Origin of the sequence: Vannielia litorea, assembly GCF_900142295.1 — a bacterium.
GTDB lineage: Bacteria > Pseudomonadota > Alphaproteobacteria > Rhodobacterales > Rhodobacteraceae > Vannielia > Vannielia litorea.
The window spans coordinates 778,248-805,052 of the sequence record NZ_FSRL01000001.1; the positions used below are offsets into that span (position 1 = coordinate 778,248).

25 protein-coding genes are annotated in these 26,805 nt (G+C 68.5%); 18 read left to right on the top strand and 7 right to left on the bottom strand.

The features are described from left to right. Positions 1-15: 15 nt before the first annotated feature. The 3 genes from metZ (at position 16) to folE2 (ending at position 2,591) form a co-directional block, all read left to right on the top strand. On the top strand, positions 16-1,218 hold the full coding sequence (metZ, locus tag BUR94_RS04035; protein WP_074254959.1) for an O-succinylhomoserine sulfhydrylase: 1,203 nt from the start codon (positions 16-18) through the stop codon (positions 1,216-1,218). Between the two features lie 43 nt (positions 1,219-1,261). Continuing rightward, positions 1,262-1,423, top strand: coding sequence for a hypothetical protein (locus BUR94_RS20610; RefSeq protein WP_175570419.1), 162 nt, complete (start codon positions 1,262-1,264; stop codon positions 1,421-1,423). A 70-nt stretch (positions 1,424-1,493) separates the two neighbouring features. Beyond that, positions 1,494-2,591, top strand: a complete 1,098-nt coding sequence (gene folE2 / locus BUR94_RS04040; protein ID WP_074254960.1) for a GTP cyclohydrolase FolE2 — start codon at positions 1,494-1,496, stop codon at positions 2,589-2,591. A 232-nt stretch (positions 2,592-2,823) separates the two neighbouring features. Here folE2 and BUR94_RS04045 read toward each other — a convergent pair whose 3' ends face one another. Both BUR94_RS04045 and BUR94_RS04050 read right to left on the bottom strand, forming a co-directional pair. Beyond that, positions 2,824-3,324, bottom strand: a complete 501-nt coding sequence (locus BUR94_RS04045; RefSeq protein ID WP_074254961.1) for a GNAT family N-acetyltransferase — start codon at positions 3,322-3,324, stop codon at positions 2,824-2,826. After that, a complete protein-coding gene (locus tag BUR94_RS04050) occupies positions 3,321-4,229 on the bottom strand; it encodes a fatty acid desaturase (protein WP_139301218.1) in 909 nt (302 codons plus the stop codon). Before BUR94_RS04050 ends, BUR94_RS04045 begins: the two co-directional genes overlap by 4 nt. Before the next feature lie 160 nt (positions 4,230-4,389). On the opposite strand from BUR94_RS04050, the gene purU reads away from it, so the two are divergent. Then, positions 4,390-5,274 (top strand): formyltetrahydrofolate deformylase, encoded by an 885-nt coding sequence (purU, locus tag BUR94_RS04055; protein WP_074254962.1) that lies wholly within the window; start codon positions 4,390-4,392, stop codon positions 5,272-5,274. Between the two features lie 312 nt (positions 5,275-5,586). Further along, entirely contained in the window at positions 5,587-7,035 is a 1,449-nt protein-coding gene (locus tag BUR94_RS04060; protein ID WP_074254963.1) for a TrkH family potassium uptake protein, read from the top strand. Between the two features lie 43 nt (positions 7,036-7,078). Here the strand turns inward: BUR94_RS04060 and BUR94_RS04065 are convergent, their stop codons facing one another. Next, the gene (locus BUR94_RS04065; protein ID WP_074254964.1) at positions 7,079-8,884 is read right to left on the bottom strand and encodes a serine protease; all 1,806 of its coding nucleotides are present in this window, start codon (positions 8,882-8,884) and stop codon (positions 7,079-7,081) included. A gap of 219 nt (positions 8,885-9,103) precedes the next feature. On the opposite strand from BUR94_RS04065, the gene BUR94_RS04070 reads away from it, so the two are divergent. The 10 genes from BUR94_RS04070 (at position 9,104) to BUR94_RS04115 (ending at position 20,440) form a co-directional block, all read left to right on the top strand. Beyond that, positions 9,104-10,063 (top strand): glycine--tRNA ligase subunit alpha, encoded by a 960-nt coding sequence (locus tag BUR94_RS04070; protein ID WP_074254965.1) that lies wholly within the window; start codon positions 9,104-9,106, stop codon positions 10,061-10,063. Next, positions 10,060-10,623 (top strand): DUF6446 family protein, encoded by a 564-nt coding sequence (locus tag BUR94_RS04075; protein WP_074254966.1) that lies wholly within the window; start codon positions 10,060-10,062, stop codon positions 10,621-10,623. Before BUR94_RS04070 ends, BUR94_RS04075 begins: the two co-directional genes overlap by 4 nt. Then, the gene (gene glyS / locus BUR94_RS04080) at positions 10,616-12,679 is read left to right on the top strand and encodes a glycine--tRNA ligase subunit beta (RefSeq protein WP_074254967.1); all 2,064 of its coding nucleotides are present in this window, start codon (positions 10,616-10,618) and stop codon (positions 12,677-12,679) included. Before BUR94_RS04075 ends, glyS begins: the two co-directional genes overlap by 8 nt. A 153-nt stretch (positions 12,680-12,832) precedes the next feature. Next, positions 12,833-15,346 (top strand): putative PEP-binding protein, encoded by a 2,514-nt coding sequence (locus BUR94_RS04085; RefSeq protein ID WP_084192904.1) that lies wholly within the window; start codon positions 12,833-12,835, stop codon positions 15,344-15,346. A gap of 174 nt (positions 15,347-15,520) precedes the next feature. Beyond that, a complete protein-coding gene (locus BUR94_RS04090; protein WP_175570420.1) occupies positions 15,521-16,234 on the top strand; it encodes a cell wall hydrolase in 714 nt (237 codons plus the stop codon). 142 nt (positions 16,235-16,376) lie between these two features. Next, on the top strand, positions 16,377-16,946 hold the full coding sequence (locus BUR94_RS04095; protein WP_074254969.1) for a L,D-transpeptidase: 570 nt from the start codon (positions 16,377-16,379) through the stop codon (positions 16,944-16,946). A gap of 52 nt (positions 16,947-16,998) precedes the next feature. Further along, positions 16,999-17,742, top strand: a complete 744-nt coding sequence (locus BUR94_RS04100; protein ID WP_074254970.1) for a dihydroneopterin aldolase — start codon at positions 16,999-17,001, stop codon at positions 17,740-17,742. Next, complete coding sequence (gene folP / locus BUR94_RS04105; protein WP_074254971.1) at positions 17,739-18,734, top strand: dihydropteroate synthase; 996 nt, start codon at positions 17,739-17,741, stop codon at positions 18,732-18,734. The genes BUR94_RS04100 and folP overlap by 4 nt, the downstream gene beginning before the upstream one ends. Positions 18,735-18,744: 10 nt before the next feature. Beyond that, complete coding sequence (gene glmM, locus BUR94_RS04110) at positions 18,745-20,094, top strand: phosphoglucosamine mutase (RefSeq protein ID WP_074254972.1); 1,350 nt, start codon at positions 18,745-18,747, stop codon at positions 20,092-20,094. A 157-nt stretch (positions 20,095-20,251) separates the two neighbouring features. Then, a complete protein-coding gene (locus BUR94_RS04115) occupies positions 20,252-20,440 on the top strand; it encodes a hypothetical protein (protein ID WP_074254973.1) in 189 nt (62 codons plus the stop codon). A gap of 44 nt (positions 20,441-20,484) precedes the next feature. Here the strand turns inward: BUR94_RS04115 and BUR94_RS04120 are convergent, their stop codons facing one another. The 3 genes from BUR94_RS04120 to ilvC form a co-directional block, all read right to left on the bottom strand. Next, complete coding sequence (locus BUR94_RS04120; RefSeq protein WP_074254974.1) at positions 20,485-21,051, bottom strand: hemerythrin domain-containing protein; 567 nt, start codon at positions 21,049-21,051, stop codon at positions 20,485-20,487. A gap of 70 nt (positions 21,052-21,121) precedes the next feature. Next, positions 21,122-22,039, bottom strand: a complete 918-nt coding sequence (locus BUR94_RS04125; protein WP_074254975.1) for a DMT family transporter — start codon at positions 22,037-22,039, stop codon at positions 21,122-21,124. 78 nt (positions 22,040-22,117) lie between these two features. After that, the gene (gene ilvC, locus BUR94_RS04130; protein WP_074254976.1) at positions 22,118-23,140 is read right to left on the bottom strand and encodes a ketol-acid reductoisomerase; all 1,023 of its coding nucleotides are present in this window, start codon (positions 23,138-23,140) and stop codon (positions 22,118-22,120) included. Positions 23,141-23,275: 135 nt separating this feature from the next. Between ilvC and BUR94_RS04135 the strand changes: the two genes are divergently transcribed. The 3 genes from BUR94_RS04135 to BUR94_RS04145 all read left to right on the top strand — a co-directional run bounded on the left by BUR94_RS04135 (position 23,276) and on the right by BUR94_RS04145 (position 25,428). Beyond that, entirely contained in the window at positions 23,276-23,731 is a 456-nt protein-coding gene (locus tag BUR94_RS04135; protein WP_074257574.1) for an Lrp/AsnC family transcriptional regulator, read from the top strand. Continuing rightward, positions 23,728-24,186, top strand: coding sequence for an Lrp/AsnC family transcriptional regulator (locus tag BUR94_RS04140; RefSeq protein WP_074254977.1), 459 nt, complete (start codon positions 23,728-23,730; stop codon positions 24,184-24,186). The genes BUR94_RS04135 and BUR94_RS04140 overlap by 4 nt, the downstream gene beginning before the upstream one ends. Positions 24,187-24,297: 111 nt before the next feature. Then, a complete protein-coding gene (locus tag BUR94_RS04145; RefSeq protein ID WP_074254978.1) occupies positions 24,298-25,428 on the top strand; it encodes an aminotransferase class V-fold PLP-dependent enzyme in 1,131 nt (376 codons plus the stop codon). Between the two features lie 14 nt (positions 25,429-25,442). On the opposite strand, the gene BUR94_RS04150 is transcribed toward BUR94_RS04145, so the two are convergent. Next, entirely contained in the window at positions 25,443-26,627 is a 1,185-nt protein-coding gene (locus BUR94_RS04150) for an FAD-dependent monooxygenase (protein ID WP_074254979.1), read from the bottom strand. Positions 26,628-26,805: the final 178 nt, after the last annotated feature.

Below are 26,805 nucleotides of genomic sequence, written 5' to 3' on the forward strand. Positions count from 1 at the left end.
CGAAGGAGGCCAATCATGTCTGACCAGAAATCGGGCCAGAAATCGGGCCAGAAGACCCGGACCAATCTCGTTCACGGTGGCACGCGGCGCTCGCAGTACGGCGAGGTGAGCGAGGCCATCTTTCTTACCCAGGGCTTTGTCTACGAGACCGCGGCGCAGGCCGAGGGGCGGTTCGAGGCGCTGGGCGAGGACGAATTCATCTATGCCCGCTACGGCAACCCGACGGTGCGGATGTTCGAGGAGCGGATCGCGCTGCTGGAAGGCGCGGAGGATGCCTTTGCCACGGCTTCCGGCATGGCGGCGGTGAACGCGGCGCTGGTGGCACCGCTGAAGGCGGGCGATCACGTGGTGGCCTCGCGGGCGCTCTTTGGCTCCTGCGAGTACATCCTGAGCGAGATCCTGGTGCGCTTCGGCGTCGAGGTCGACTTTGTCGACGGCACCGATCTTTCGGCCTGGAAGGCGGCAATCCGGCCCGACACGAAGCTGGTGTTCTTCGAGGCGCTCTCGAACCCGACGCTGGAAGTCATTGATATCAGGGGCGTCTCCGAGCTGGCCCATGCGGTTGGCGCGCTGGTGGTGGTGGACAACGTCTTTGCCACTCCGATCTTTCAGCGGTCGCTGGAACTGGGGGCGGATGTGATCGTCTACTCCGCCACCAAGCATATCGACGGGCAGGGCCGGGTGCTGGGCGGCGTGGTGCTGGGCAGGCGGGACTTCATCCGCAAAACGCTGGAGCCCTACCTCAAGCACACCGGCGGGGCGATGAGCCCGTTCAACGCCTGGGTGCTGCTGAAGGGGCTGGAAACGCTGGACCTGCGCTGCCGCGCACAGGCGGAGAACGCCGACAAGGTGGCGCGCGCCCTGGTGGGGCATGAGAAGGTGGCGGCGGTGCTCTACCCCGGCCTGCCGGACCATCCGCAGCACAACCTTGCGCTGGCGCAGATGGAGAAGCCGGGCACCATGGTGAGCTTCGAGATCAGGGGCGGCAAGGAGGCGGCCTTCCGGTTTCTCGACGCGCTGGAGGTCGTGGTGATTTCCAACAACCTCGGCGATGCCAAGAGCATCATCACCCATCCGGCCACGACAACGCACCAGCGGCTCTCGGACGAGAAGAAGGCGGCGCTGGGGATCACGCCGGGGCTGGTGCGGCTGTCTCTGGGGATCGAGGATGGCGAAGACATCCTGGCCGACGTGATGCGGGCGCTGGAGATGGCCTGACGGCCCTGGCTTCGGTTTTTCACATCCCCAAGGAGACAGTGCCATGAGCGCCCCTGTTCCCGCCCCCGAATTTCGTCATCTCACGCTCTGGCCCGCCCGTGGCGCCCGGTTCGGCGATGGCAGCCTTGCCGCGCCGAAACCTGCCGATCCGGTGAAGGATATGGCCGAAACTGCTGTGGATGTGTCGCCCGCGACCCAAGGATAGCTTGCCAGAGCGGTAGGATGCCCCATATCAGGGCGCATGGCCCGCACCCGTTTGAAAGGGGGAAATTGCCATGAACATCCATGCGGCCGCGCTCGATGCGGCGACGGAGGAGGAGGCCCGCGCGGCTCTGGAGCTGCTGCGGCGCTGGGCAAAGGGAGCGACCCCGGAGGAGGTGGCCGCGCTCGATCCGGCGATCGCCCGGCTCCTGCCCGATGCGCCGTTGCCGAATTATCCCGCGCTGGCGAGGGCTTATCCCGAAGAGTTCAAGGTGGACGAGGCCTACAAGGCCGGGCTGCCGGACTTGCAGAACGGGCCGTCGAGCCTTATCCGCGGCGCGCGGCAGCATATCGAGCATGTGGGGATTTCGAACTTCCGCCTGCCGATCCGGTTTCACCGGCGGGACGGCGGCGACATCACGCTGGAGACCTCCGTCACCGGCACCGTGAGCCTGGAGGCGGAGAAGAAGGGCATCAACATGTCCCGCATCATGCGGACCTTCTATGCCCGCGCCGAGGAGGTGTTTTCGCTCGACGTGGTCGAGGAGACGCTGGAGGCCTACAAGGGCGACCTGGAGAGCTTCGACGCCCGGATCCAGATGCGGTTTTCCTTTCCGATGAAGGTGGGGAGCCTGCGGAGCGGGCTGGAGGGCTATCAGTATTACGACATCGCCATGGAGGTGGTGGATACGGGCGGGCGGCGCAAGAAGCTGATGCACCTGGATTTCGTCTACAGCTCGACCTGCCCCTGCTCGCTGGAGCTTTCGGAGCACGCGCGGCGGGCGCGGGGGCAGCTTGCCACGCCGCATTCGCAGCGCTCGGTGGCGCGGATCTCGGTGGAGTGCCTGCCCGGCCAGCGGCTGTGGTTCGAGGACCTCGTGGAGCTGTGCCGCCGCGCGGTGCCCACGGAGACGCAGGTGATGGTGAAGCGCGAGGACGAGCAGGCGTTTGCCGAGCTGAACGCGGCCAACCCGATCTTCGTGGAGGATGCGGCGCGCAGCTTTTGCGAGGCCCTGCAGGCGGAGCCGCGGGTTGGAGATTTCCGGGTGGTGGCGAGCCATCAGGAATCGCTGCATTCGCATGACGCGGTGGCGGTGCTGACCGAAGGCGGGACCTTCGCGGCGCAGAGCCTTGACCCCAGGCTGTTCACGACGCTGGTGCATGGCGGCTGAGGCCGGCTGCGATTGAATTTCTCGCCCTGCACGGAATCAAGCCGAAGGCGCCGTGCAGCGCCGACCCGCCCCCCGGGGCGGCGCTTTGGTGAGGCCAGAGCTTACCACGAAGGTTGAGCTACCACGGCACGATAAAGTGCCCCGCAGAATCGTCGGGAGCGCCACCCCGCAGGTCGGCGCTGCACGGCTTGCGTTGCTGAAGTTTGCAAGGGGAGTAGGGACAAGTCCCGACCTACAAGGGTTTCGACATGCGGGTGAGGTGGTGGGTGGTGTCGCCGGCCGTGTAGCTGCCGGTGTGGCCCGTCGCGGTGAAGCCCTCGCGCTCCCAGAAGGCGCGGCCCCTTGGGTTGGCCTCGAGCACCGCGAGGGTGAGGGCGGGGCTTGAGGCCGCGCGGGCGCGGGCCTCGATATCGGCCAGGAAGATCCGGCCGAGGCCTGCGCCGCGCGCCCAGGGGCCGAGCAGCAGCAGGCCGAGGTAGGCGTCGCCCGGTTGCGGAAAACCGAAGGAGAGCTCCGCGAGGCCGGAGAGCCGGCCATCGAGAAAGAGGCCGAGGCGGTGCGCGGCGGCGGGGTCGCAGCCGGGCGGGCCGTCGGTGAAGAAGGCGCGGGCCTTTGCGGCACCGGGGGGTTGTCCGTCGGCCATGACAAAGTAATCGGGCGCCTCGGCATAGAAGGCGGTGATGGCGGCGAGGTCGCGCTCGGGCGTGAGCGGGCGGATGCGGGGCGGGGTCATTCGGCTGCAGCGCGGCGCATGAGGCCTTCGCGGGGGGCTTGGCTCGCGGGGAGCTTGACCTCGGAGGCGAGGCCGAGGGTTTCGAGGATGCGGATGAACCAGAAGCCCGGGTCGAGCTGGCCCTTCTCGACGCCGAGGCGGGCGGAGTGGGGGAAGGCGTGGTGGTTGCCGTGCCAGTTTTCGCCGAAGGTGACGAGCGACCAGCCGGGCAGGTTGTAGCCCTGCACCGGCAGGCCCGCGATGTGCCAGCCCTGTTGCCCGCTCCGATGGCAGAAGTGGCCGACCATCCAGTGCAGGGTGAGCGAAACCCAGACCCGCAGGCAGATGCCCCAGAGCACCCATCCCCAGCCGCCGAGCAGCCAGAGGGCGAGGGCGAGCGGGAGTTGCTGGGCCATCCAGCTGCGCTCGACGAGGCGGTGGAACGGGTCGTGGGCGACCTGCGGCTCGATCTCGAGCCGGGGCGGGCGCTCCAGCTGGTAGCGGCACATGAGCTGCCAGTAGCCGTCCTTGAAGAACCCGGCACCGTGGGAGGGATGGGGCGGGCAGAGCGCCTGCCTCTGGTGCCAGTCGCGCATGTCGTGGGCGCGGATCATGCCCAGGGGGCCGGCCATGCCCACGAGGGTGCCGAGCCAGACCAGGAGGCGCTCGAGCCAGCGCGGCGTGGTGAAGCTGCGGTGGATCAGGAGACGGTGCATGCCGACGGAGTGCCCGGCGCAGATGGTGAGGGCGGTGAGGGCGAGAAACGCCGCGAGGCCGCCCCAGGAGGGGAAGAGCGCGAGGGCGGCGAGGCCGCCCAGCCCGTGCCCGCCCCACCAGAGCGCCTTGGCGGGCTCGAAGACGACCCGGCCGGTGGTGGCGTCGCATCCCGGCCCGGCCTTCACCCGCTCGGTATCGACCAGTTTCACCCCGCTCTCCTCACCCGCTGTGACCTATCGGAACATAAAGCGTCGTATTGGAGCAATCGGAATGTGACCAAGCCCATAACGTCGGCCCGGAACCGGATTGACGCAGGCCCGCGGGCCGCTACTCCGGTGCCTCGGAACACTCACCCCGCAAGGACGCCACATGAGCACCTACACCCTGACCGTGACCTGCCCATCGACCCGTGGAATCGTGGCGGCGATCTCGGGATTTCTGGCCGAGAAAGGCTGCAACATCACCGACAGCGCCCAGTTCGACGATCCGGGCACCGGCAACTTCTTCATGCGGACGAGTTTTGTCAGCGAGGAGGGTGCGAGCCTCGCGGCGCTGCGAGAGGCCTTCGGGGCGGTGGCGGAGCCCTTCGCGATGGATTGGGCCATTCATGACGATGCGCAGAAGATGAAGGTGATCATCATGGTCTCCCGCTTCGGCCATTGCCTGAACGACCTGCTCTACCGCTGGCGGATCGGCGCGCTGCCGGTGGAGATCGTGGCGGTGATCTCCAATCACCTCGACTACCAGAAGGTGGTGGTGAACCATGACATCCCGTTCCACCACATCAAGGTGACCGGGGAGAACAAGCCGCAGGCCGAGCAGCGGATCATGGACGTGGTGGAGGAGACCGGGGCCGAGTTGGTGGTTCTGGCGCGCTACATGCAGGTGCTGAGCGATCAGATGTGCCAGAAGATGGCGGGGCGGATCATCAACATCCACCACTCCTTCCTGCCGAGCTTCAAGGGCGCGAATCCCTACAAGCAGGCCTTCGAGCGCGGGGTGAAACTGATCGGGGCGACGGCGCATTTTGTGACCGCCGACCTCGACGAGGGGCCGATCATCGAGCAGGACACGGTGCGGGTGACCCATGCGCAGAGCGGAGAGGACTACGTGAGCCTTGGCCGCGACGTGGAGGCGCAGGTGCTGGCCCGCGCGATCCATGCCTTCATCCATCACCGGGTGCTGATGAACGGCAACAAGACGGTGGTCTTTCCGGCCTCGCCGGGCGGCTATCGTTCGGAGCGGATGGGGTAGGCGCAGGTCGGCACAAGGTCCGACCTGCAGCGGGTGGGTTGGCCCGGCGGTTCGCCGCGACCGCCCGCGCCCGTGGCGGGGTCGGAGTGGGGGCGCTGCCCCCACACCCCCGAGGTATTTGGACCAAGAAGAGGGGGCGCGGCGCGCCTCGATCCCGGCTCGGGGCCGGGCCGGGCGGGAGACTGCGCCGTGGATCGGCGCGGGGAGCGGGGGGCCGGACGTGGCGGGCAGGGGCGCGCGTTAACCTTGATTTCGGGTTAACGCGGGGCGGTGGCTTGACACGCCGCGCGGGCCACGCCAACGGTTTGCCTCATGTTTGACTTCCGCCCTGTCGGCTATGTGATCGGCCTTCTCACCGCCATTCTCGGGGCCATGATGCTGCTGCCCATGGCGGCGGATCTCTATTATGGCAACAGTCATTGGCCGGTGTTCCTGGAGAGCGGGATCATCACCATGCTCTGCGGCGGGCTGATCGCGCTGGCCTGCGCCAACGGGGTGACCGAGGGGCTGACGCTGCGCCAGACCTTTCTGCTGACCACGCTGGTCTGGGTGGCGCTGCCGCTGTTCGGGGCGATTCCCTTCATCCTCGGCGAGACCGAGGCGCGGGTGGTGGATGCCTTCTTCGAGGCGATGTCGGGGCTGACGACCACGGGCTCCACGGTGTTTACCGGGCTCGACTTTCTGCCCCAGGGGATCCTGCTGTGGCGCGGCATCCTGCAATGGCTGGGGGGCATCGGGATCATCGTCGTGGCGATGGTGTTCCTGCCCGAGCTGAAAGTGGGGGGGATGCAGATCTTCCGGTCGGAAGCCTTTGAGACCATGGGAAAGATCCTGCCGCGCGCGACCCAGATCGCGGCGCAGATCTCGGTGATCTACCTCGGGATCACGCTGGCCTGCCTGCTGACCTACCTGATCCTCGGCATGAACGGGTTCGACGCCCTGGTGCATGCGCTCACCACCGTCTCGACCGGGGGGTTCTCGAATTACGACGCCAGTTTCGGCAAGTTCCAGGGGGCGCCGGAATATGCGGCCTCGGTGTTCATGGTGCTCGCGGCGCTGCCCTTCGTGCGCTACGTGCAACTGGTCAACGGCAACGTGACGCCGCTCTGGCGCGACAGCCAGGTGCGGGTGTTCCTGTCGATCATCGCGATCCTCGTGCTGATCACCACCCTGATCCTGACCTCGGTCTTTCCGCATCACTGGGAGCAGGCGATGCGGGAGGGGCTGTTCAACATCACCTCGATCATGACCGGCACCGGCTACGCCTCGGTGGACTACATGAAGTGGGGCGGATTCCTGGTGATCATGTTCTTCTTCATCGGGCTGATCGGGGGCTGCGCGGGCTCCACCGCCTGCTCGGTCAAGATCTTCCGTTACCAGCTGCTCTTTGCCTCTATCCGGAGCCAGATCCGCACCATCCACTCTCCGTCGGGCATCTTCACCCCGCGCTATGACGGGCGGCCGGTGGGGCAGGATGTGCTGTCTTCGGTGATGAGCTTCTTCGTGCTCTTCACGGTGTCCCTGGGCGTGCTCGCGGTGATGCTCAGCTTCACCGGGCTGGACTTTACCACCTCGATCTCGGGCGCGGCGACGGCGATTGCCAACATCGGGCCGGGTTTGGGCGACATCATCGGGCCGGCGGGCAACTTCAGCACGCTGAACGACACCGCCAAGTGGCTGCTTTCGGCCGGGATGCTGGTGGGGCGGCTCGAGGTGCTGGCGGTCTACGCGCTCTTCACGGTCAACTTCTGGCGGTCGTGATCGAGGCGGGGGGGCGTGGGTGGACCGCGCCAACCGCCCGACCCTATTCCCAGCAGCTCACCAGCACGGTCATGTCCTCGGCCAGCGTCGTGATGTCCTCGGGGGCCAGCGCGGAGCCGCTCTCGGAGGCTGCGGGGGAGAGGCCGGCGGCGGAGAGGAACGCGGCGATGGCGGGCACGGAGGCGGCGAACTGGACGTTCTCGGGAAGCTGGCGGCTGCCGTCGGCCGGGCGGGCGAGCAGCATGCCCATGACCGCGCCGGACTGGTCGATCACCGGGCCGCCGGCATCGCCGGGCAGGGCGGACAGCTCGAGGCGCTGCATGCCCTCCTCGCCGTTCAGCCCGCGCAGGTCGGCCAGGGTGCCGAAGGTGACGGTGGGCAGGCTGAGGGTGTCCTCGTAGCTGTAGCCGGCCACCGCGACCTCGGACTTGAGCCGGGGCGTGGCGGCGGCGAAGCGGGCGTGGCCCAGGGGCGACAGCGGCTGGCGCGGTTGCAGCAGGGCGAGGCCCAGGGTGTCGTTGCGGGCGGCGATGTCGGCTTCGTAGGCGTCGTCGATGGTGACCTTGCCGCAGCGGCCCAGCACCTCGGTGGTGGTCAGCACGGCACCGCGCTCGTCGATGTAGAAGCCCGAGCGCGACAGTTCGGGCGTGCGGATCTCGAGGCCGGCCATGAGATCGACCCGCTGCTCCTCGGCGCCGGTGCCGGCGGTGTCGGGCAGGATCGCGGCGGTGGGCGTGAAGCTCTCGCGCATCTGCTCGACCACGGCGTTCATGATCCTGGCGTCCTCGGGTTTCCAGACCAGGGTGAAGCCCTTCACGGCGCCGCCGTCGAGCCGGGCGTAGGTGTAGCTCTGGATCTCGGCGTTCTCGCCTCTCAGCACGAAGCTGCGCTCGGAGCGGCTGCGCTCGCCCTCGGGCGGCACGATGGTGAGGGTCTGGAGGATGTCGTAGAGGCCGTAGAGGGTGCGCTGGTCGCCGGACTGGGAGATGAGCAGGAGGCGCACGCCGCGGTCGTCGGAGGGCGTGTAGTGCACGAAGGGCGGCTCGACGTGGTCGAACTGCACCAGGCCCAGCGGCGCGATCACCTCGATGCCGGCGCGGTCATCGGCCAGCTGTGCCAGGCCGAGGGCCGAGAACTCGGCGCGGTAGCCCTCGACCAGCTCCCGGCGCTGGGCGGTGGTGAGCACGCCGGTGGGCTCGTAGCCCCTGGCGGCCTGATACTCGGCCATCGAGCGGCGGGTGCCGGGGCCGAAGGCGGCGTCGATGGCGCCCTGGTAGAAACCCTCCCACTTGAGCGCCTCCTGGAGCAGGGCGCGGCCGTCGCGGTCGAGCTGGGCCTCCGAGCGACGGGCCTGGGCGGGGGTTTCATCGGGCAGCGCGGGCTCGGGCGCGGGCGTGGCCTCGACCATGGCCTCGGGCCGGGGTTCGGCCTCGCTCCCGGCCTCGGCGGTCACCTCCGGCGCGGGGTCTGCCGCCGTGCTGGGCGCGACGGGCGGGGCGTTCAGCGTGTCGGCCCCTACCGGCCAGAACTGCTGGCGGAACTGCTGGGGGAAGGCGATGAAGCTGTCGACCGGCACCAGGCGTTCGCGCTTCAGCGCGGCCAGCTCGCGGTCGGCGTCGTCGGGCGCGTAGGGCCCGAGCGCGATGGCATACCAGCCCGAGCGCATCCGGAAGCCCGCGATATTCGGGAAGGCGGCGGCATAGGCGCGGGCACGGGCCTCGGCCTCGGCCAGGGTGGGCTGGGCCTCGATCTGGACCCAGACGGTGCTCTGGGCCGTGGCCATGCCCCCGGTCACCACCGCAACCATCAGCCAAATCGCCGCAATAATCCGCTTCGTCACAATCGTCATGCCCTGCTCTGTCCCGTTCCCTGTCGGGGCGCCGAAGGGGGGCGCCCCGCTTGATTTCGGGCAATCTATCAGCCCGGTCGGCGGGTGCACCCCAAATATCCGTGTGCCGGAGGGCAACCCGGAGCGGCGCGGCAGGGACGCCACAGGCAAACGGTTTGACCGGCGCGAGGCCCGGCACTATTGAGGCGCTGCACCACGAAACCCGAGGATAGCCGCACGATGGCCGAGCCGATGAGCCCCGAGAAACCCCGTTCCTTCCAGGAGATCATCCTGCGGCTTCAGGCCTATTGGGGCGGCAAGGGCTGCGCCGTGCTGCAACCCTATGACATGGAAGTGGGCGCAGGCACCTTTCACCCGGCCACCACGCTGCGGGCGCTGGGCAGCAAGCCTTGGGCCGCGGCCTATGTGCAGCCCTCGCGGCGGCCGACCGACGGGCGCTACGGCGACAACCCCAACCGGCTGCAGCATTACTACCAGTACCAGGTGCTGATAAAGCCGAGCCCGCCGGACCTGCAGGAGCTTTATCTCGGCTCGCTGGCCGCCATCGGGATCGACGCGAGCCTGCATGACATCCGCTTCGTCGAGGACGACTGGGAGAGCCCGACGCTGGGTGCCTGGGGGCTGGGCTGGGAGGTCTGGTGCGACGGGATGGAGGTGAGCCAGTTCACCTATTTCCAGCAGGTCGGCGGCCATGACTGCGCCCCGGTCAGCGGCGAGCTGACCTATGGGCTGGAGCGGCTGGCGATGTATGTGCTGGGCGTGAGCCACGTGATGGACATGCCCTACAACGACCCGCAGACGCCCATTCCGCTGACCTATGGCGACGTGTTCCGCCAGACCGAGGGCGAATACTCGCGCTGGAACTTCGACGTGGCGGATACCGCCACGCTGCTGAAGCACTTCGAGGATGCCGAGGCCGAGTGCCGGAGGATCCTCGCGGCCCCGGCGGAAGACCCCAAGACCGGGCGCCGCATCGTGATGGCCCACCCGGCCTACGACCAGTGCATCAAGGCCTCCCACCTGTTCAACCTGCTCGACGCGCGGGGCGTGATCTCGGTCACCGAGCGGCAGGCCTACATCGGCCGGGTCCGGGCGCTGGCCAAGGCCTGTGCCGACGCCTTTGTCCAGACCGAGGCGGGCGGCTGGGTGGCGGAGGCCGCGGCCCCGGAGAAGGCATGAACGGCAAGCTGGTTGGAGGGTTCATCGTGGTGTCGGCACTCGTCGTGGGCGCGGCGATCTATTACCTTCAGGAATATTTCTACTACGCGCCGGTGGAGTTGGCCTCGGGCGAGGCGGCTGTGGAGATGACCACGCTGGCGGGCGGTGCGCCGGAGGCGATCATCGCGGACGGGTTCGAGGGCACGGATGCGACCTCCTCCCCGATCCGCTACCGCGCCTGCTTCACCACCTCGATGAGCCTCGCCATGCTGAGCGAGACCTATGCCCCCTACGAGGCGGCGGTGCCGCTGACCGGGCCGGGGTGGTTTGACTGCTACGACGCCGAGGAGATCGGCGCGGCGCTGCAGGCGGGCCGGGCGCTGGCCTTCACCGGGCAGGCCAACATCGAATACGGAATCGACCGGGTGGTGGCGATAGGCGAGGACGGGCGCGGCTGGGTCTGGCACCAGATCAACCCCTGCGGCGCGGCGGCCTTCGACGGCGACCCGCTGCCGCCGGGCTGCCCCGACCCCGAGACATTCAAGGCGGCGACGCCGAAGGAAGGCGAGAGCAATGGCTGATCTTCTGATCGAACTCTTCAGCGAGGAAATCCCGGCGCGGATGCAGGCCAAGGCCGCGAGCGACCTGAAGAAGCTGGTGACCGACGGGCTGGTGGAGGCCGGGCTGACCTATGCGGGCGCGCGGGCCTTCTCGACCCCGCGCCGGCTGGCGCTGGCGGTCGACGGGTTGCCGGCCAGGAGCCCGGCCACCCGCGAGGAGCGCAAGGGGCCGCGGGCCGACGCGCCGGAGAAGGCGGTGGAGGGCTTTCTGCGGTCGACCGGGCTTGCCCGCGAGCAGCTGGAGGAGCGCGACACCGGCAAGGGCGCGGTGCTCTTTGCGGTGATCGAGAAGCCGGGACGCAGCGCCGAGGAGATCGTGGCCGAGGTGCTGGAGGCGGCGGTGCGCAACTTTCCCTGGCCGAAGTCGATGCGCTGGGGCGCGGGCAGCCTGCGCTGGGTGCGGCCGCTGCATTCGATCATCTGCCTGCTGAGCGACGAGAGCGGGGCCGCCGTGGTGCCGCTGGAGATCGACGGGATCACGGCGGGCGATGTGACGCGGGGCCACAGGTTTCTGTCGTCCGGGGCGATTTCCGTTGTGAATTTCGAGGACTACGAGGCGAAGCTGAAGCGTGCCAGAGTGGTGCTCGATGCCGGGGAGCGGGCCGAGGCGATTGCCCATGACGCGGCGCAGCTGGCCTTTGCGAAGGGGCTGGAGCTGGTCGAGGACAAGGGGCTCTTGGCAGAGGTCGCGGGGCTGGTCGAATGGCCCGTGGTGCTGATGGGCGAGATCGAGGAGCAGTTCCGGGGGCTGCCGCCGGAGGTGCTGCAGACCTCGATGAAGGAGCATCAGAAGTTCTTTTCGGTGAAGAACCGGAATGGCCAGATCGTGAGCTTTGTCACGGTGGCCAACATGGAGACGCGCGACAACGGCGCGACGATCCTCGCGGGCAACCAGAAGGTGCTGGCGGCGCGGCTGTCGGATGCCAAGTTCTTCTGGGAGAACGACCTGCGGGTGGCGAAGAGCGAGGGCATGGAGGCCTGGACGAAGCGGCTGGAGAACGTGACCTTCCACAACAAGCTCGGGAGCCAGGCGGACCGGATCGCGCGGATCGCGGCGCTGGCCGAGAGCCTTGCGCCGATGGTCGATGCCAAAAAGGAGTTGGCCGGGCAGGCGGCGCGGGTGGCGAAGGCTGATCTGTCGTCCGAGATGGTCTTTGAATTCCCGGAACTTCAAGGGCTTATGGGGCGGTATTACAGCGATGCCTCAGGTTTGCCTGCCGAGGTTGGGGCCGCCTGCCAGGAGCACTACTCGCCGCTGGGTCCGTCGGACGATGTGCCGACCGCGCCGGTCTCGGTGGCCGTGGCGCTGGCCGACAAGCTGGACACGCTGACGGGGTTTTGGGCGATCGACGAGAAGCCGACCGGGAGCAAGGACCCGTTTGCGCTGCGGCGGGCGGCATTGGGGGTGATCCGGTTGGTGCTGGGGAATGGGCTGCGGCTCGCGCTCGCTGAGGTGATCGGCCAATCCGAACACAAGGCCGAAGGGCTTGCCGACGACCTCCTCGCCTTCCTCCACGACCGCCTGAAGGTGCATCTGCGCGATCAGGGTATCCGGCATGACGTGATCGACGCCTGCCTGGCGATGCCGGGCAAGGATGATCTGACGCTGCTGGTGAAGCGGGCGGAGGCGGTGCAGGCCTTGCTTGGCACGGAGGACGGGGAGAACCTTGTGCAGGGGTTCAAGAGGGCCAACAACATCCTCACCCAGGCCGAGGCGGCCGATGGGGTGGAATATTCCTTCGGGCCGGATGCCAAGCTGGCGGAAGGGCCTGAGGAACAAGCGCTTTTCGCGGCGCTGGATGCCGCCGAGCCTGCGATCGCCAGCGCGCTCGAGGCCGAGGACTTTGCCGCCGCGATGGCGCGGATGGCGGCGCTCAGGGCGCCCATCGACGCCTTCTTCGACAAGGTGCAGGTGAACGCCGAGAACGATATTCTGCGGCGGAACCGGCTGAACCTGCTGCACCGCATCCGCGAAACCTGCGGCAAGGTGGCGGATTTGTCGCGGCTGGAGGGTTAAGCCCTTGGTCGGGTTGGTCTTCGCGCCGGCGTCACTCTAACGTCACACTTGCCCGACTCGCCGATCGGCGTATTCTGCACCACAGAAAGGATTGCTGCGTTGCAGAAACCAACCCAGATCGCCGGTTTTACCGAGATTACCGCCACAGCGACGATGGCGTCGGCGACTCATGGCGGCCGCGCGAAATGCCTGCAGCGGCTGATCCGGCTGGGCCTGCCGGTGCCGCACACGGTGGCGCTGTCGTTCGGGGCGGTGAAGGGGCTGGCTTCGGGGCAGGGGTTTGACGTGGCGCAGCTGCTGGCCGTGTTCGGCGACCGCTCCCTGCTCTGCGTGCGCCCCTCCAGCCAGGACCCGGACTGGGGCGGGCCCGGCGCGATCCTGAACATCGGCATGAACGACCGGCGGCACCTGGAGCTGAGCCAATCCCACGGCGAAGACGCCGCCTCGATGCTCTACCTGCGGTTTCTCCAAAGCTACGCGGTGCATGTGGCGCGGCTCGATGCCGATGCCTTCGACCTGACCGAGGCCGACCCGACGGAGCGGCTGAAGCAGGCGCTGATCATCTACGAGGAAGAGGCCGACGAGCCGTTTCCGCAGGATGCGGAGGTGCAGCTGCTCGAGGTGCTGCGCTCGATGGCGCGGGCCTGGGAGGGCACCACGGCGCGGCTGCTGCGACAGGCGCGCGGCGCGCCGCCCGATGCGGGGCTCGGCCTCGTGGTGCAGGAGATGGCGCTGGGCGTGGGGCCGGGCGAGAGCGGCTCGGGGGTGATCCGCTTCGTCGACCAGGTGACCGGCCTGCGCCGGGTCTCCGGACGCTACCTGCGCCAGAGCTTCCTGCGCGATGCGCTGGAGGCGGGTGGCGGGGCGCTCTACCTGCTGAACGATCCGCGCGGACCGTCGCTGGAGGCCGAGCAGCCCGAGATCCTGGAGCGGCTCAACGAGATGGCCGACATCTGCCGCGCGCGGCTGCGCGAGGAGATGGAGATCGAGTTCACGCTGGAGCGCGGCAAGTTGCGGGTGCTGGATGCGGTGCGGGTGAGCCGCAGCCCGCGGGCGGCGCTGAAGATCGCCGTGGGGCTGGCCGAGGAGGGCATCATCAGCCGCGAGGAGGCAGTGATGCGGGTCGAGCCGCGGGCGCTGCCCGAGCTTCTGCACCCGCAGGTGGACCCGAAGGCCCGGCGCGACGTGGTGGTGCGCGGCATTGCCGCCAGCCCCGGCGGCGCCATCGGCAAGCTGGTGTTCTCGGCCCATGCGGCGCAGTCCCATGCCGCCCAGGGCGAGCCCTGCGTGCTGGTGCGGCGCGAGACCACGCCGGAAGACATTCGCGGGATGCATGTGGCCAACGGCATCCTGACCGAGCGCGGCGGCATGACCTCCCACGCGGCAGTGATCGCCCGGGGCCTCGGGCTGCCCTGCATCGTGGGCGCCAGCGGCATCCGGCTCTCGACCTCCAAGAAGACCCTGCGCACCTTGGACGGGCGGGTGCTGAAGGAGGGCGACCTCGTCACCATCGACGGCTCGACGGGCGAGGTGCTCGCGGGCGAGGTGGAGATGCTGGAGCCGGCGCTGGACGACAGCTTTCAGTCGTTGCTCGACTGGGCCGATGCGGCGCGCGACATCGGCATTCGGGCCAATGCCGACACGCCGGCCGATGCGCAGACGGCGCGGATGTTCAAGGCCGAGGGCATTGGCCTCTGCCGGACCGAGCACATGTTCTTCGAAGAGGGGCGCATGATGGTCATGCGCGAGATGATCTTTGCCGACACCGAGGAGGATCGCCGCGCCGCGCTCGACCAGCTCTTGCCGATGCAGCGCGAGGATTTTACCCAGCTCTTCGGGATCATGGTCGGCCAGCCGGTGTGCATCCGGCTGTTCGACCCGCCGCTGCACGAGTTCCTGCCGTCGGACCGGGAGGGCGCCCGTGCGCTGGCCGAGGCGCTGAGCTTGCCGGTGAGCGACGTGATGCACCGGGTCGAGGCGATGGCCGAGTTCAACCCGATGCTGGGCCTGCGCGGCGTGCGGCTGGGCGTGACCGTGCCCGAGATCTACGACATGCAGGCCCGCGCGATCTTCGAGGCCACGGTGGCGGTGGGCCGCAAGGGCGCCCATGTGGTGCCCGAGATCATGCTGCCGCTGGTCTCCGCGCGCCGCGAGGTGGAGCTGCTGAAGACCCGGATCGACGGGGTGGCGGCGGCTGTGAAGAACGAGACCGGGGCGTCGTTCGACTACCGGCTGGGCGTGATGGTCGAGACCCCGCGCGCGGCCTTGCGGGCGGGCGACATTGCCGGGCACGCGACCTTTCTGAGCTTCGGCACCAACGACCTGACCCAGATGACCTATGGCCTGAGCCGCGACGACGCGGGCAAGTTCATGGGGGCCTACGTGCAGCAACAGGTGTTTCCCGAAGACCCGTTTCACACCCTCGACCAGGAGGGCGTGGGCGAGCTGCTGATGCTGGGGGCCGAGCGGGCGCGGGCGGCGCGGCCCGGCGTGACCCTCTCGGTCTGCGGCGAGCATGGCGGCGACCCCGACACCATCGCCTTCTGCCGGGCGGCCGGGTTCGACTACGTCTCCTGCTCGCCCTTCCGGGTGCCGGTCGCGCGGCTTGCGGCGGCGCATCTGGCGATTCGGGATGAACTTGGTGAGGCAGCCTCCGGGCTTCATTAAGGTTTTTTTAAGAAACAAATGGGGCCGATTGGCCACGTTCCGGCAACAATATGCGCAGAACTGCGCCGATTACCCCGCGTCAAGGGCGGAAGGGTAGACTCCCGCACATTTCTTCCGATAAGCGCCGCTTCGGCTTGGCACGAGCCTGGGACGTGCTGCGAATACGAGAAGACAATGCTGAACCCCCGCCGGACTTTGCCCGCGCTGGCCGTGGCCCTGTTGAGCCTGACCACCGCGGCCGCCCCCGCCCACGCCGAAACCGTGATGTCGACTTCGACGGCGCCGACCGCCGTGATCGAGGCCTCAGCCCCGGTGGATCCGGGACTCGACCGGCAGCTGGACGCGCTGCTCGGGCAGGAGCGGAAGGCCTTCGAGGCCGTGGGCGGCAAGCGGATCAAACGTCTGGCGACGGCACCACGCGGCACCTACGGCACCCCCGGCAGCATCGACGTGAAATACAGCGCAGGCTGGATCGACAGCCAGCCGCGCGTCACCTCCGGCGGGTCCGAATGGTCGTGCCTGGCCGAGGCGCTCTACCACGAGGCCCGCGGCGAGACGATCAAGGGCCAGTTCGCCGTGGCCGAGGTGATCCTGAACCGGGTCAGCTCCCGTGCCTTTCCCGGCTCGGTCTGCGGCGTGATCCACCAGGGCACCGGGCGCAAGTACCAGTGCCAGTTCACCTACACCTGCGACGGCTACTCCGACGCGATCCGCGAACGCGGCGCCTACGAGCGGGTGGCCAAGGTCGCCTGGCTGATGCTGAACGGCGCGCCGCGCACGCTCACCAACGGCGCGACCTACTACCACACCAACGCGGTGCGCCCGTCGTGGTCGCGCAAGTTCAAGCGCACGGCGCAGATCGGTGTGCACAGCTTCTACCGGGGCTGAGGCCCGGCCCCGGACGTTGCGGCATGACATCGGCGCAACGTTGCCATGTTGCATGCAGTTTCACTAATATGTGAGTAGAACCCCCGTGCTGCACATGGCAGGTCGGGTCCAAACGACGAACCGCGACAGAGGTCCTGATCCCATGATTTCCAGACGACGCCTTCTTGCCGGCAGTGCCGCACTCGCTGCCGCCCCCGCCATCAGCTGGGCCGAGGAGATCGACCCGATGTCCGCCAGCCGCCAGCAGCAGGTGCGCCGCAATGCCTCGAGCTTCTCCTCGCAGGACTGGCGCAATCACTTCAGCGAACTGGGCAAGGCCTCGATCGTCTGCGACACGATCAGCCGCGCGCTGCACTTCTGGTCGGGCGACGGCTCGGTCTACAAGGTCTACCCGACCTCGGTGCCGATGACCGACGACCTCAAGCGCACCGGCTACACCGAGGTGGTGCGCAAGAAGGTTGGCCCGGACTGGACGCCGACTCCCTCGATGATGAAGCGCGACCCCAGCCTGCACTACATGCCGCCGGGCCCCGACAACCCGCTGGGCACCCACGCGATGTATCTCGGCTGGCCCGCCTACCTGATCCACGGCACCCACGACACCCGCAAGATCGGCCGCCGGTCGTCCTCGGGCTGCATCGGCACTTACAACGAGCTGATCGCGGAGCTCTTCGAGCTGACCCCGATCGGCGCCCAGGTGCGGGTCATCTGACGGCGCTCCGGCGCCATTGAACTCGGACGCTGGTCATGGAATGAGGCGAGGCATGGATGAAACCGGCCTCGCCTTTTCCGTTCACGCGCCGCGTGACGTGATCGCCCTTCGGGAGCTCTACCGCGACGTGGAGATCGGCGCCTTTGCCGACGAGCGCGGACTGGTGCAGAAGCTCTGCTTCGAGGTCCATGCCGAGGTGACCGGCGAGCCCGCCGGCGACGATGTGGACAGGGTGGTGAGCTACGACACGCTGATCGGCGCGGTCGATGCCTCGCTGGCCGAGGGCCGGGTCGATCTGCTGGAAACGCTGGTCGACCGGATCGCCGCGCGGGTCTTCTCGGAGCCGAGGGTCGCCCGCATGGCGGTGCGGATCGACAAGCTGGAGCGCGGCGCCTTCGTGCTGGGCGTCGAGGCGCTCAGGGTGAGGGGCGAGGTGGAGCCTGTGGCGCTGCCGGCCGCCGTGCCCGAAGTCTGCCTGATGGTGCTGGGCTCCGCCGTGCCGCCTGCCGAGGGGCCCGTGCTCTACGTGGTGACCCCCGGATATGTGCCGAAGGCGCGGGGCGAGGAGGCGAAGGGCCGGGTGATGCTGCTGGCGATGGAGCAGGCCGCCTGGATCGCGGCGGAGGCGGTGGAAGGCGCGCGCGTGGTCGCGTCGCGCACCGAGATAGGCTTTTGCGCGGCCCAGGGGATCCCGGCCTTCTGGGCGCCGTCCCGGCTGGTGCTGGCCGCCGTGGAGCCGCCGGAGCCGCGCCCCGAGGCGCTCGCGGACTGGATTGCCCGGGAACTGGCGAAATGAGGTATGTCCGCCCGCTGGTGCAGGTGGACCCGGCCCGTCCCGAGGGCGCGGTGACGTTGGCGGGCGGCTGGTGCTGGTTCGACCGGGTCGAGGTGCTCTCGCGCGAGGCCCCGCCGGCCGTGCTGCCGGTGCAGGCGCTGACGGCGCAGGAGCTGGCCCCGCTCACCGCCCCCCGCGCGCCGGTGGCGGGGCTGTCGATGGATGCGCCCCGCGTGATGGCCATTCTGAACCTCACGCCCGACAGCTTTTCGGACGGGGGCAGCCACTTCGGGCGCGAGGTGGAAGACGGCCTGGCGCTGGCCGCGGAGGCCGACCTGCTCGACATCGGCGGAGAGAGCACACGCCCGGGGGCCGAGGAAGTTTCGATAGAAGAAGAGACCCGCCGGGTGGTGCCGGTGATTGCGGCGCTGCGGGAGTCGGGCTGCGGCACGCCGATCTCCGTCGATACCCGCAAGGGCGAGGTCGCGCGCACTGCCCTCTCTGCGGGCGCGGACATGATCAACGATGTGTCGGCCATGCTGTTCGACCCCGGGATCGCTCGGGTGACGGCGGAGGCGGGCGTGCCGATCTGCCTGATGCATGCCCAGGGCCGCCCCGAGACCATGCAGGACGACCCGCGCTATACCGACGTGCTGCTCGACGTCTATGACCACCTTGCCGCCCGCGTGGCGGCGGCGGAGGCGGCGGGGATCGACCGCGCCCGGATCGTGGTGGACCCGGGCATCGGCTTCGGCAAGCGGCTGGAGCACAACCTCGCGCTGCTCGGGCGGCTCTCGCTCTTTCACGGGCTGGGGTGCCCGGTGCTGCTGGGGGTCAGCCGCAAGCGGTTCATCGGCACCATCGGCGCGGCCGAGGTGGCGGCGGAGCGGATGCCGGGCAGCCTCGCGCTGGCCGTGCTTGCCGCCGGGCAGGGGGTGCAGCTATTACGGGTGCACGATGCGCGGGAGACCCGGCAGGGCCTGAGGCTCGCCGCCGCGCAGTGGGGCATGTGAGGGGGCCGAGATGGGCAGGACGCTGTTTGGAACCGACGGGGTGCGCGGCAAGGCCAACGAGGCGCCGATGACCGCCGAGATGGCGCTGAAGCTGGGCGCGGCGGCGGGCCGCTACTTTCGCCGCGACGGCTCCAACGGCCACCGGGTGGTGATCGGCAAGGACACGCGGCTCTCGGGCTACATGTTCGAGAACGCGCTGACGGCGGGGCTCACCTCCACGGGGATGAACGTGCTGCTGCTCGGCCCGGTGCCGACGCCGGCGGTGGGCTACCTGACCAGCTCGATGCGCGCCGACCTGGGGATCATGATCTCCGCCTCGCACAACCCGGCCCATGACAACGGGATCAAGTTCTTCGGGCCGGACGGGTTCAAGCTTTCGGACGAGGCCGAGGAGGAGATCGAGAGGCTGGTGGAGCGCGGCGTGGAGCCGGCGGCGGCCGACAACATCGGCCGGGCCCGGCGGATCGACGACGGGCGCTTCCGCTATGTCGAGCGCGCCAAGGCGAGCTTTCCGGTCGGGGCCTCGCTGGCCGGGCTGAAGGTGGTGGTGGATTGCGCCAATGGCGCGGCCTACCGGACCGCGCCCGAGGTGCTCTGGGAGCTGGGCGCCGAGGTGGTGCCGCTGGGCGTGTCGCCCAATGGGTACAACATCAACGACAACTGCGGCTCGACCTCGCCCCAGGCGGCGGCGGCGGCGGCGGTGGCCCATGGGGCCGACGTGGGCATCTGCCTGGATGGCGACGCCGACCGGGTGATGATCATCGACGAGACCGGCGCGATTGCCGACGGCGACCAGGTGATGGCGCTTCTGGCGGCGCGCTGGGGCGACTTGGGCCTGCTGAAGGGCGGCGCCCTGGTGGCCACGGTGATGAGCAACCTCGGGCTGGAGCGGTTTCTGGAAGGGCGCGGCCTGCGGCTGGAGCGCACCGGCGTGGGCGACCGCTACGTGGTGGAGCGGATGCGTGCGGGCGGGTTCAACCTGGGCGGCGAGCAGTCGGGGCATATCGTGATGACCGATTACGCCACCACCGGCGACGGGCTGCTGGCGGGCATCCAGTTTCTGGCCGCGATGGTGGCCACGGGCCAGCGGGCGAGCGCGCTGGCGCGCAGCTTCGAGCCGGTGCCGCAGATGCTGAAGAACGTGCGCTATGCGGCGGGCCAGGACCCGCTGGAGGCCGCACAGGTGAAGGCCCGGCTGGAAGCGGCGGAGGCCGAGCTGGCCGGCAAGGGGCGGCTGCTGATCCGCAAGAGCGGCACCGAGCCGCTGATCCGGGTGATGGCGGAATGCGAGGACGAGGGGCTGCTGAAGCGCGTCGTCGATGGCATCGTCGCCGAGGTGGAGGCCGCCAGCGCGGCCTGACCTGCCTATTGCCTGGGCGGTGCGGTCACAAAATGGTCGGAATTTCCTGTTAATTCGAAGGGACACACTGCGCGGTGGTGCGGCCCTGTATGCCGCACCGCAGAAAGGGCGCAGGTTGCACGCAGGGAGGCCAACGCGAGCAGCGAGGAGCGATCCCATGTGTCTGACCACCGAAGCCCTCTACCTCTTTCTCAGCTTGATGCCTGCGGAGCTTCTGGACCTCTCCGCCGATCGGGTGGTGCTGAAAGCCGAAACCCGTGAGGCCCATTGGGTCTGGAATGGCGAGAGCTGGTGCACGATGGCGCCCCAGGTCGATGCCGACTACAGGCTGGACCCGGCGGCCTGAGCCGCGACCGGGCCTGCCGGAAGGGGCAGGCCCGGGGCTGCGCCTCAGCCGCGCAGCTTGTGGTGCAGGATGATCGGCACCACGAGGTCTTCCTCGTCGGTGAGATGCCGGGCAAGAAAGGCCTCGGCGGCAACGGCCTCGTCATGGAAGCCGCGCGCCTCCTCCTGCATCTGGCCGGGGTCCAGGTGGGCGAGCTGGATGATCCGGTTGCCCTTGCGGGTGAACCGCTCCAGCAGGGCGTCCATCTCGACATGGTCGGCCTCCAGCATCTCCAGCCCTTCCTCGAACCGCGCGTCCGCCCGGTTCAGCTCGGGAAAGAACCGCTGATCCTCCCAGGCGTGGTGGCCGTGGAGGTTGCGCACCAACCGGTCGCCGAAGCGGGCGAGGGAGCGGGTGAAGGCGTCATCGTCCATCGTGGTGTCGATGTAGCTCTCCGTATCTTCCCGGGTGACCCGGGCGAGATCGCGGAACATCTGGTGAGCCCCCATCCACTTGGCGACGGAGGCGGCGAAGTTCGGGTGCCCCGGCCAGGTATCGCGCGGGGTGGCCCGAAGGAGGGTCTGCATCTCGGATGGCAGGCCCTCTCTGGTGCTCACATGAAGGTTGGTCATGCGGGGCAGATGGGGGCGGCGTTATATTATATCAATGTGCGACCCGGCCCTGCTCCTTGTGCGCCTGCGCTCACGGGCGGCGGAACAGCCGGGTGAGCGCGCCCCATTGGCTGAGGAACACGCCGGAGAGGATCAGCGCCATGCCGAGAAAGAGCGAGCCGGGCAGATCCTCGGAGAGGATCAGCCAGCCGAAGAGGATGGAGCAGAGCGGCACCAGGTAGTTTGTGAGGCTCATGAACACCGGGCCGGCGGAACGGATCACCAGGATGCGCAGCAGGTTGGCCCCGGCGGTGGGCACCAGGCCTAGCAGGGCGAGCATCAGCAGCCCGTTCGTGCCCGGGTTGGAGGGCGCGCCGTGCACGAGAGCCGCCACGGGGATGACGAAGAGCGCGCCGATGGCCACGGTGGCGAAGGTGAGGCCGATGGGGTCGATCGGAGGCAGGCGGCGCATCATCACAGAGGAGACGGCATAGCAGCCCGCCGCCGCCAGGCAGGCCGCGCGGCCCCAGCTCTCGTTTGCGGTGCCCGTGGCCGAAAGCGCCTCGGGCCCGATCAGCGCCGCAACCCCCGCGAAGCCGAGCAGAAAGCCCGCCGTGCGGCGCAGGGTCATCCGCTCGCCAGGAAGGAACAGGTGGGCGAGCGGGAGGATGAAGAGCGTCACGCTGGCCATGGAGACCCCGGCGAAGGCCGAGGGCACGAATTGCTGGCCCCAGCTCAGGCACATGAAGGGAATGGCCGAGGACAGCAGCGCCACGAGGGTGAGGCGGGGCCAGTCGGTGACCGGGGTGGTGAACATGCGCCCGCCCCTCAGCCGCCAGACCAGCGCCGTGAGAAGCGCCGCAAAGCTGACCCGCGCCGCGGCGACCCAGAAGGGCGCCGTGGTTTGCAGCGCCAGGCTCTGCACCATGAAGGTGCCGCCCCAGACCACGCCGAGGGTGGCGATCATCGCCCAGCTTCGGGCCGTGATGTCAGGGGCTTGCACGTTCATCCTGCTCTCCCGGAAGAGACAACCCCGGCGCGGTGGCCGGGGTTGCTCGGTCTTGCACAGGCCGGTTCGGGCCGCGCCTCAGTTGCGCGACTTGTCGACCATCTTGCCGGCGGAGATCCAGGGCATCATGGCGCGGAGCTTTTCGCCCACGGCCTCGATCTGGTGCTCGTCGTTGATCCGGCGGGTGGCCTTGAAGTTGGGCTGGCCGACGGCGTTTTCCTGCATGAAGTCGCGGACGAACTTGCCGCGCTGGATATCGTCCAGCACCTCTTTCATGCGCTTCTTGGTCTCGTCGTAGGGCAGGATGCGCGGGCCGCTGACGTATTCGCCATACTCGGCGGTGTTCGAGATCGAGTAGTTCATGTTGGCGATGCCGCCCTCGTAGATCAGGTCCACGATCAGCTTCACCTCGTGGAGGCACTCGAAATAGGCCATCTCGGGGGCATAGCCCGCCTCGACGAGGGTTTCGAAGCCCATGCGGATCAGCTCGACGAGGCCGCCGCAGAGCACGACCTGCTCGCCGAAGAGGTCGGTTTCGCACTCTTCGCGGAAGTTGGTCTCGATGATGCCCGACCGGCCGCCGCCGATGGCGGAGCAGTAGGAGAGGCCGATCTCGAGCGCCTTGCCGGAGGCATCGTTGTGCACGGCCACGAGGCAGGGCACGCCGCCGCCCTTGGCATATTCACCGCGCACGGTGTGGCCGGGGCCCTTGGGGGCCATCATGATCACGTCGACCTCGGCGGGCGCCTCGATCAGGCCGAAGTGCACGTTGAGGCCGTGGGCGAAGGCGATGGCGGCGCCGGGCTTGATGTTGTCCTTGACGTATTTGTTCCAGGTCTCGGCCTGAAGCTCGTCGGGCATGGTGAACATCAGCAGGTCGCACCAGGCGGCGGCTTCGGCGATGCCCATGACCTTGAGGCCTTCGCCTTCGGCCTTCTTGGCCGAGGGGGAGCCTTCGCGCAGGGCGACGACAAGGTTCTTGGCGCCCGAGTCGCGCAGGTTGAGCGCATGGGCGTGGCCCTGGGAGCCGTAGCCGAGGATGGCCACCTTCTTGTCCTTGATCAGGTTGATGTCGCAATCGCGGTCATAATACACGCGCATGTCTGTCCCTCCGGGAGTGGTTTCATTGCGGCGGGTTGTAGCGGTGGTGCGGCGCGGGCGGGAGGGTTGGAGTTGACGTTTTTCGCCCCATTTGAGAAATAGTCATTCGTCATTTGCCAGATGAGCGGGATTATCATGCTTGACGATCACGACAGGCGCATCCTCCGGCAGCTCCAGGCCGAACCCACGCTGAAGGCCGCAGAACTGGCCGAGCGGGTCGGGCTCTCGCCGCAGCAGGCTTGGCGGCGGGTGGAGCGGATGGAGCGCGAGGGCGTGATCCGCGGTCAGGAGGCGGTGATCGACTGGGAGACGTTGGGCTTTGCCGTCCGGGTCTCGCTGCGGGTGACGCTCGACAAGACCCTGCCACGCGCCTTTGACGAATTCCTTGAAGCCGCGCGCGCGGTGAGGGAGGTGACGGAGATTCAGACCTTTCTGGGACGGGTCGACGTGCGGCTCGAAGTGATCGCCCGCGACATGGGCCATTGGACGCAGGTCTATCGCCGGAAGATCATGGCGCTGCCGCATATCGCCGACATCGAGGCGCTGATGCATGTGAGCCGCATCAAGGTGCAGGAGGCGCTGCCGGTATGACGCTGGACGAGCTCGACTGGGAAATCCTGAGGGCCTTGCAGGCCGATGGCCGCCAGTCGGCGGGCGCGGTCGGGCGCAGGCTGGGGCTCTCGCAACCGGCGGCCTGGCGGCGGATCAAGCGGCTGCGCGAGGCGGGAGCGATCTCGGGGCAGAGGCTCAGGCTCGACGCGGAAAGGCTGGGCTTCGGCGTGACGGTGTTTCTTGGCGTGAAGCTCGCGACCAAGGGCCGGATATCGCTCGAAGATTTCGAGCGGGCCGTGAGCGCCATCCCCGAAGTGCAGACGGTGGAACACGTGCTGGGGCTCTACGACTACCGGCTGCGGGTGACGGCGCGCGACCTGGCCGACTTTGAGCGGGTGCTGCGGCGGCGGATCATGGCGCTGCCCGGCGTGGGCAACGTGGAGGCCAACGTGCTGCTCACCGAAGAGCGGCGCCCGGGGCCGATCGGGGGATGAGCGGGGCTCCGCCACGCACCCCGGGGTATTTGCAGGACCAATGAGGAGCGGGACTTTGATTCTCGGCGCGGCAGGGTTAGCTAGGGGCGCACGGACAAGGGAGAGACAGCCATGAGTGCCTTGCGCGGAGATATCGACCCGGACGGACTGCTGGAGTTCTCGGTGGTCTTCACCGACCGCTCGCTGAACCATATGAGCAAGGCCTTTCAGGGCGTCATGCGAGACATCTCGGCCGGGCTGAAAGCCTGCTACAACGCCCATGCCGTGGCCGTGGTGCCGGGCGGCGGCACCTATGCGATGGAGGCCGTGGCGCGGCAGCTGGCCAAGGGCGAAACCGTGCTGGTGGTGCGCAACGGGTTCTTCTCCTACCGCTGGAGCCAGATCTTTGCGGCGGGCGGGATTCCGGCCGAGGAGATCGTGATGAAGGCCCGGCGCGAGGGCAACGACGTGACCGCGGCCTTTGCGCCCGCGCCGGTCGAGGAGGTGGTGGCCCGGATCAGGGCCGAGGCGCCGGCTCTGGTGTTTGCGCCCCATGTCGAGACGGCGAGCGGGATGATCCTGCCGGATGATTACATCAGCGAAATGTCCAAGGCAGTTCATGAGGTTGGCGGGCTGATGGTGCTCGACTGCATCGCCTCGGGCTGCATCTGGGTCGACATGGAGGCGACCGGGGTGGACGTGCTGATCTCGGCGCCGCAGAAGGGCTGGTCGGCGCCGCCTTCTGCCGGGCTGGTGATGCTCTCGGCGCGGGCGGAGGAGAAGGTGGCGGAATCCAAGTCCGACAGCTTTGCCGCCGATCTCGGCAAGTGGCTGGCGATCATGCAGAGCTATGAGGCGGGGGGCCATGCCTACCACGCGACAATGCCGACCGATGCGCTGCGGGTGTTCCGCGATGCGCTGAAGGAGACCGAGGCGAAGGGCTTCGACACGGTGAAGGCCGCGCAGCAGGCGCTGGGCGACGGGGCGCGGGCGCTGATGGCCGAAAAGGGCCTGAAGAGCGTGGCCGCAGAAGGCTTTGGCGCGCCGGGCGTGGTGGTGGTTTACACCGACGACCCGGAGTTGCAGACCGGCCGCGCCTTTGCCGCCGAGGGCGTGCAGATTGCCGCGGGCGTGCCGCTGATGGTGGACGAAGGCGCCGACTACAGGAGTTTCCGCATCGGGCTCTTCGGGCTCGACAAGCTGGCGGACGTTGAGGCGACGCTCGGACGGCTCGAGCGGGTTCTCGACAAGGTTATCGCCTGAACCCTAAGGGCGGGTTAACCGCCCATCCCTGCCTTCATTACTGCACGGCGGAGCGGCGGCAGGTCGGCCACGGCCTTGAGGCCGGAGAGCCGGAGCGATTGCAGCGGCGGCAGGCCGGAGCGGGTGAGGCGATTGTAGAAGCCGATGGCGGCAACCCGCGCGGCCACGTCGCGGGCGCGAGAATTTTCGTAGCGATCAAGGTGTTGCCGGGAGCCGAGGGCGTCTGGCGTGGCGCTCTTCAGGAGGGCTGCGAGATCGTTCAGCGAGGTGTTGAGCCCCTGCGCACCGATCGGCGGGATCACATGGGCGGCCTCGGCGATGAGCGCGGTGCGCTGGGCGGTCAGCGCCCTGGAGCGCAGCGTGATGATCGGGAAGACCGCGCGCGGAGAGGCGAGGGTGAGCGGGCCCAGGAGCCCGGCGGAGCGGGTGGTGGCCTCGGCGGAAAAGGCCTCTGCGTCAAGGGCTTGCAGACGCAGGGCCTCGGGTCCGGGGTTCATCCAGACGACGGCGGAGGTGGGGGTGCCATCCTCGTCCGGCAGCGGGATGAGGGTGAAAGGGCCGCCCTGGTTGTAGACCTCGGTGGAGATGTCGCGGTGCGGCTCGGGGTGGGTGACGGAAAAGGCCAGGGCCTTTTGCCCGAAACGCGAGATTTCGGCCGTGATTCCGGCGGTTTCGCGCACCGCGCTGTCGCGCCCGTCGGCACCGATGACGAGGCGGGCGCGGAGGCTGCTGTCATCGGTCAGCCGGACCAGTGCCTCGCGCTCGCGGGTGACCATGGAGGCAAAGCCGGCGCCCCAATGGAGAGCTACATTCGGGAGCGATTCCAGAGCGTTGAGCAGCACATCGGCGATGCGCCAGTTCATCAGGTTCTGCGCCAGAGGGGGCGTGCCGGGGGCGTCGGAACGGAAGGCGCGGGAGTCGCGGGTGCGGGGGGGCCAGCCGGTCGTGTCGGTGATATGGAGCTCTTGCAGGGGCTGGGCATGGGGGGCGAGCCGGGCCCAGAGGCCGGCCTCGGAGAAGAGCGCGATGGCGGGGTCAAGAAATGCGGTAGAGCGTTGATCTCCTTGCGTTTTGTCGCGCCTCGGCGGGGCGGGCGCGGCGAGGGTCACGCGGTATCCGGCCTGGCCGAAGCAGGCGGCGGCGGTGAGGCCGGCGATGCCGGCCCCGGCGATCAGGATATCGGTGGTTTCCCGTGTCATGACGGGGATTTAGGGCGCGCGGGGGGCGATTGCCAAGAGGGCGGATCGGCGCAGGTGGGGGTTTTGCAGAAATGCAGGTACGCGCGGCCGAAACAGCCGTTAACCGCAACAATGCCACAGGGCACAACCGATACACAACCCATGCACAACCGATGCATACGGCATTTTTGCAAGACGG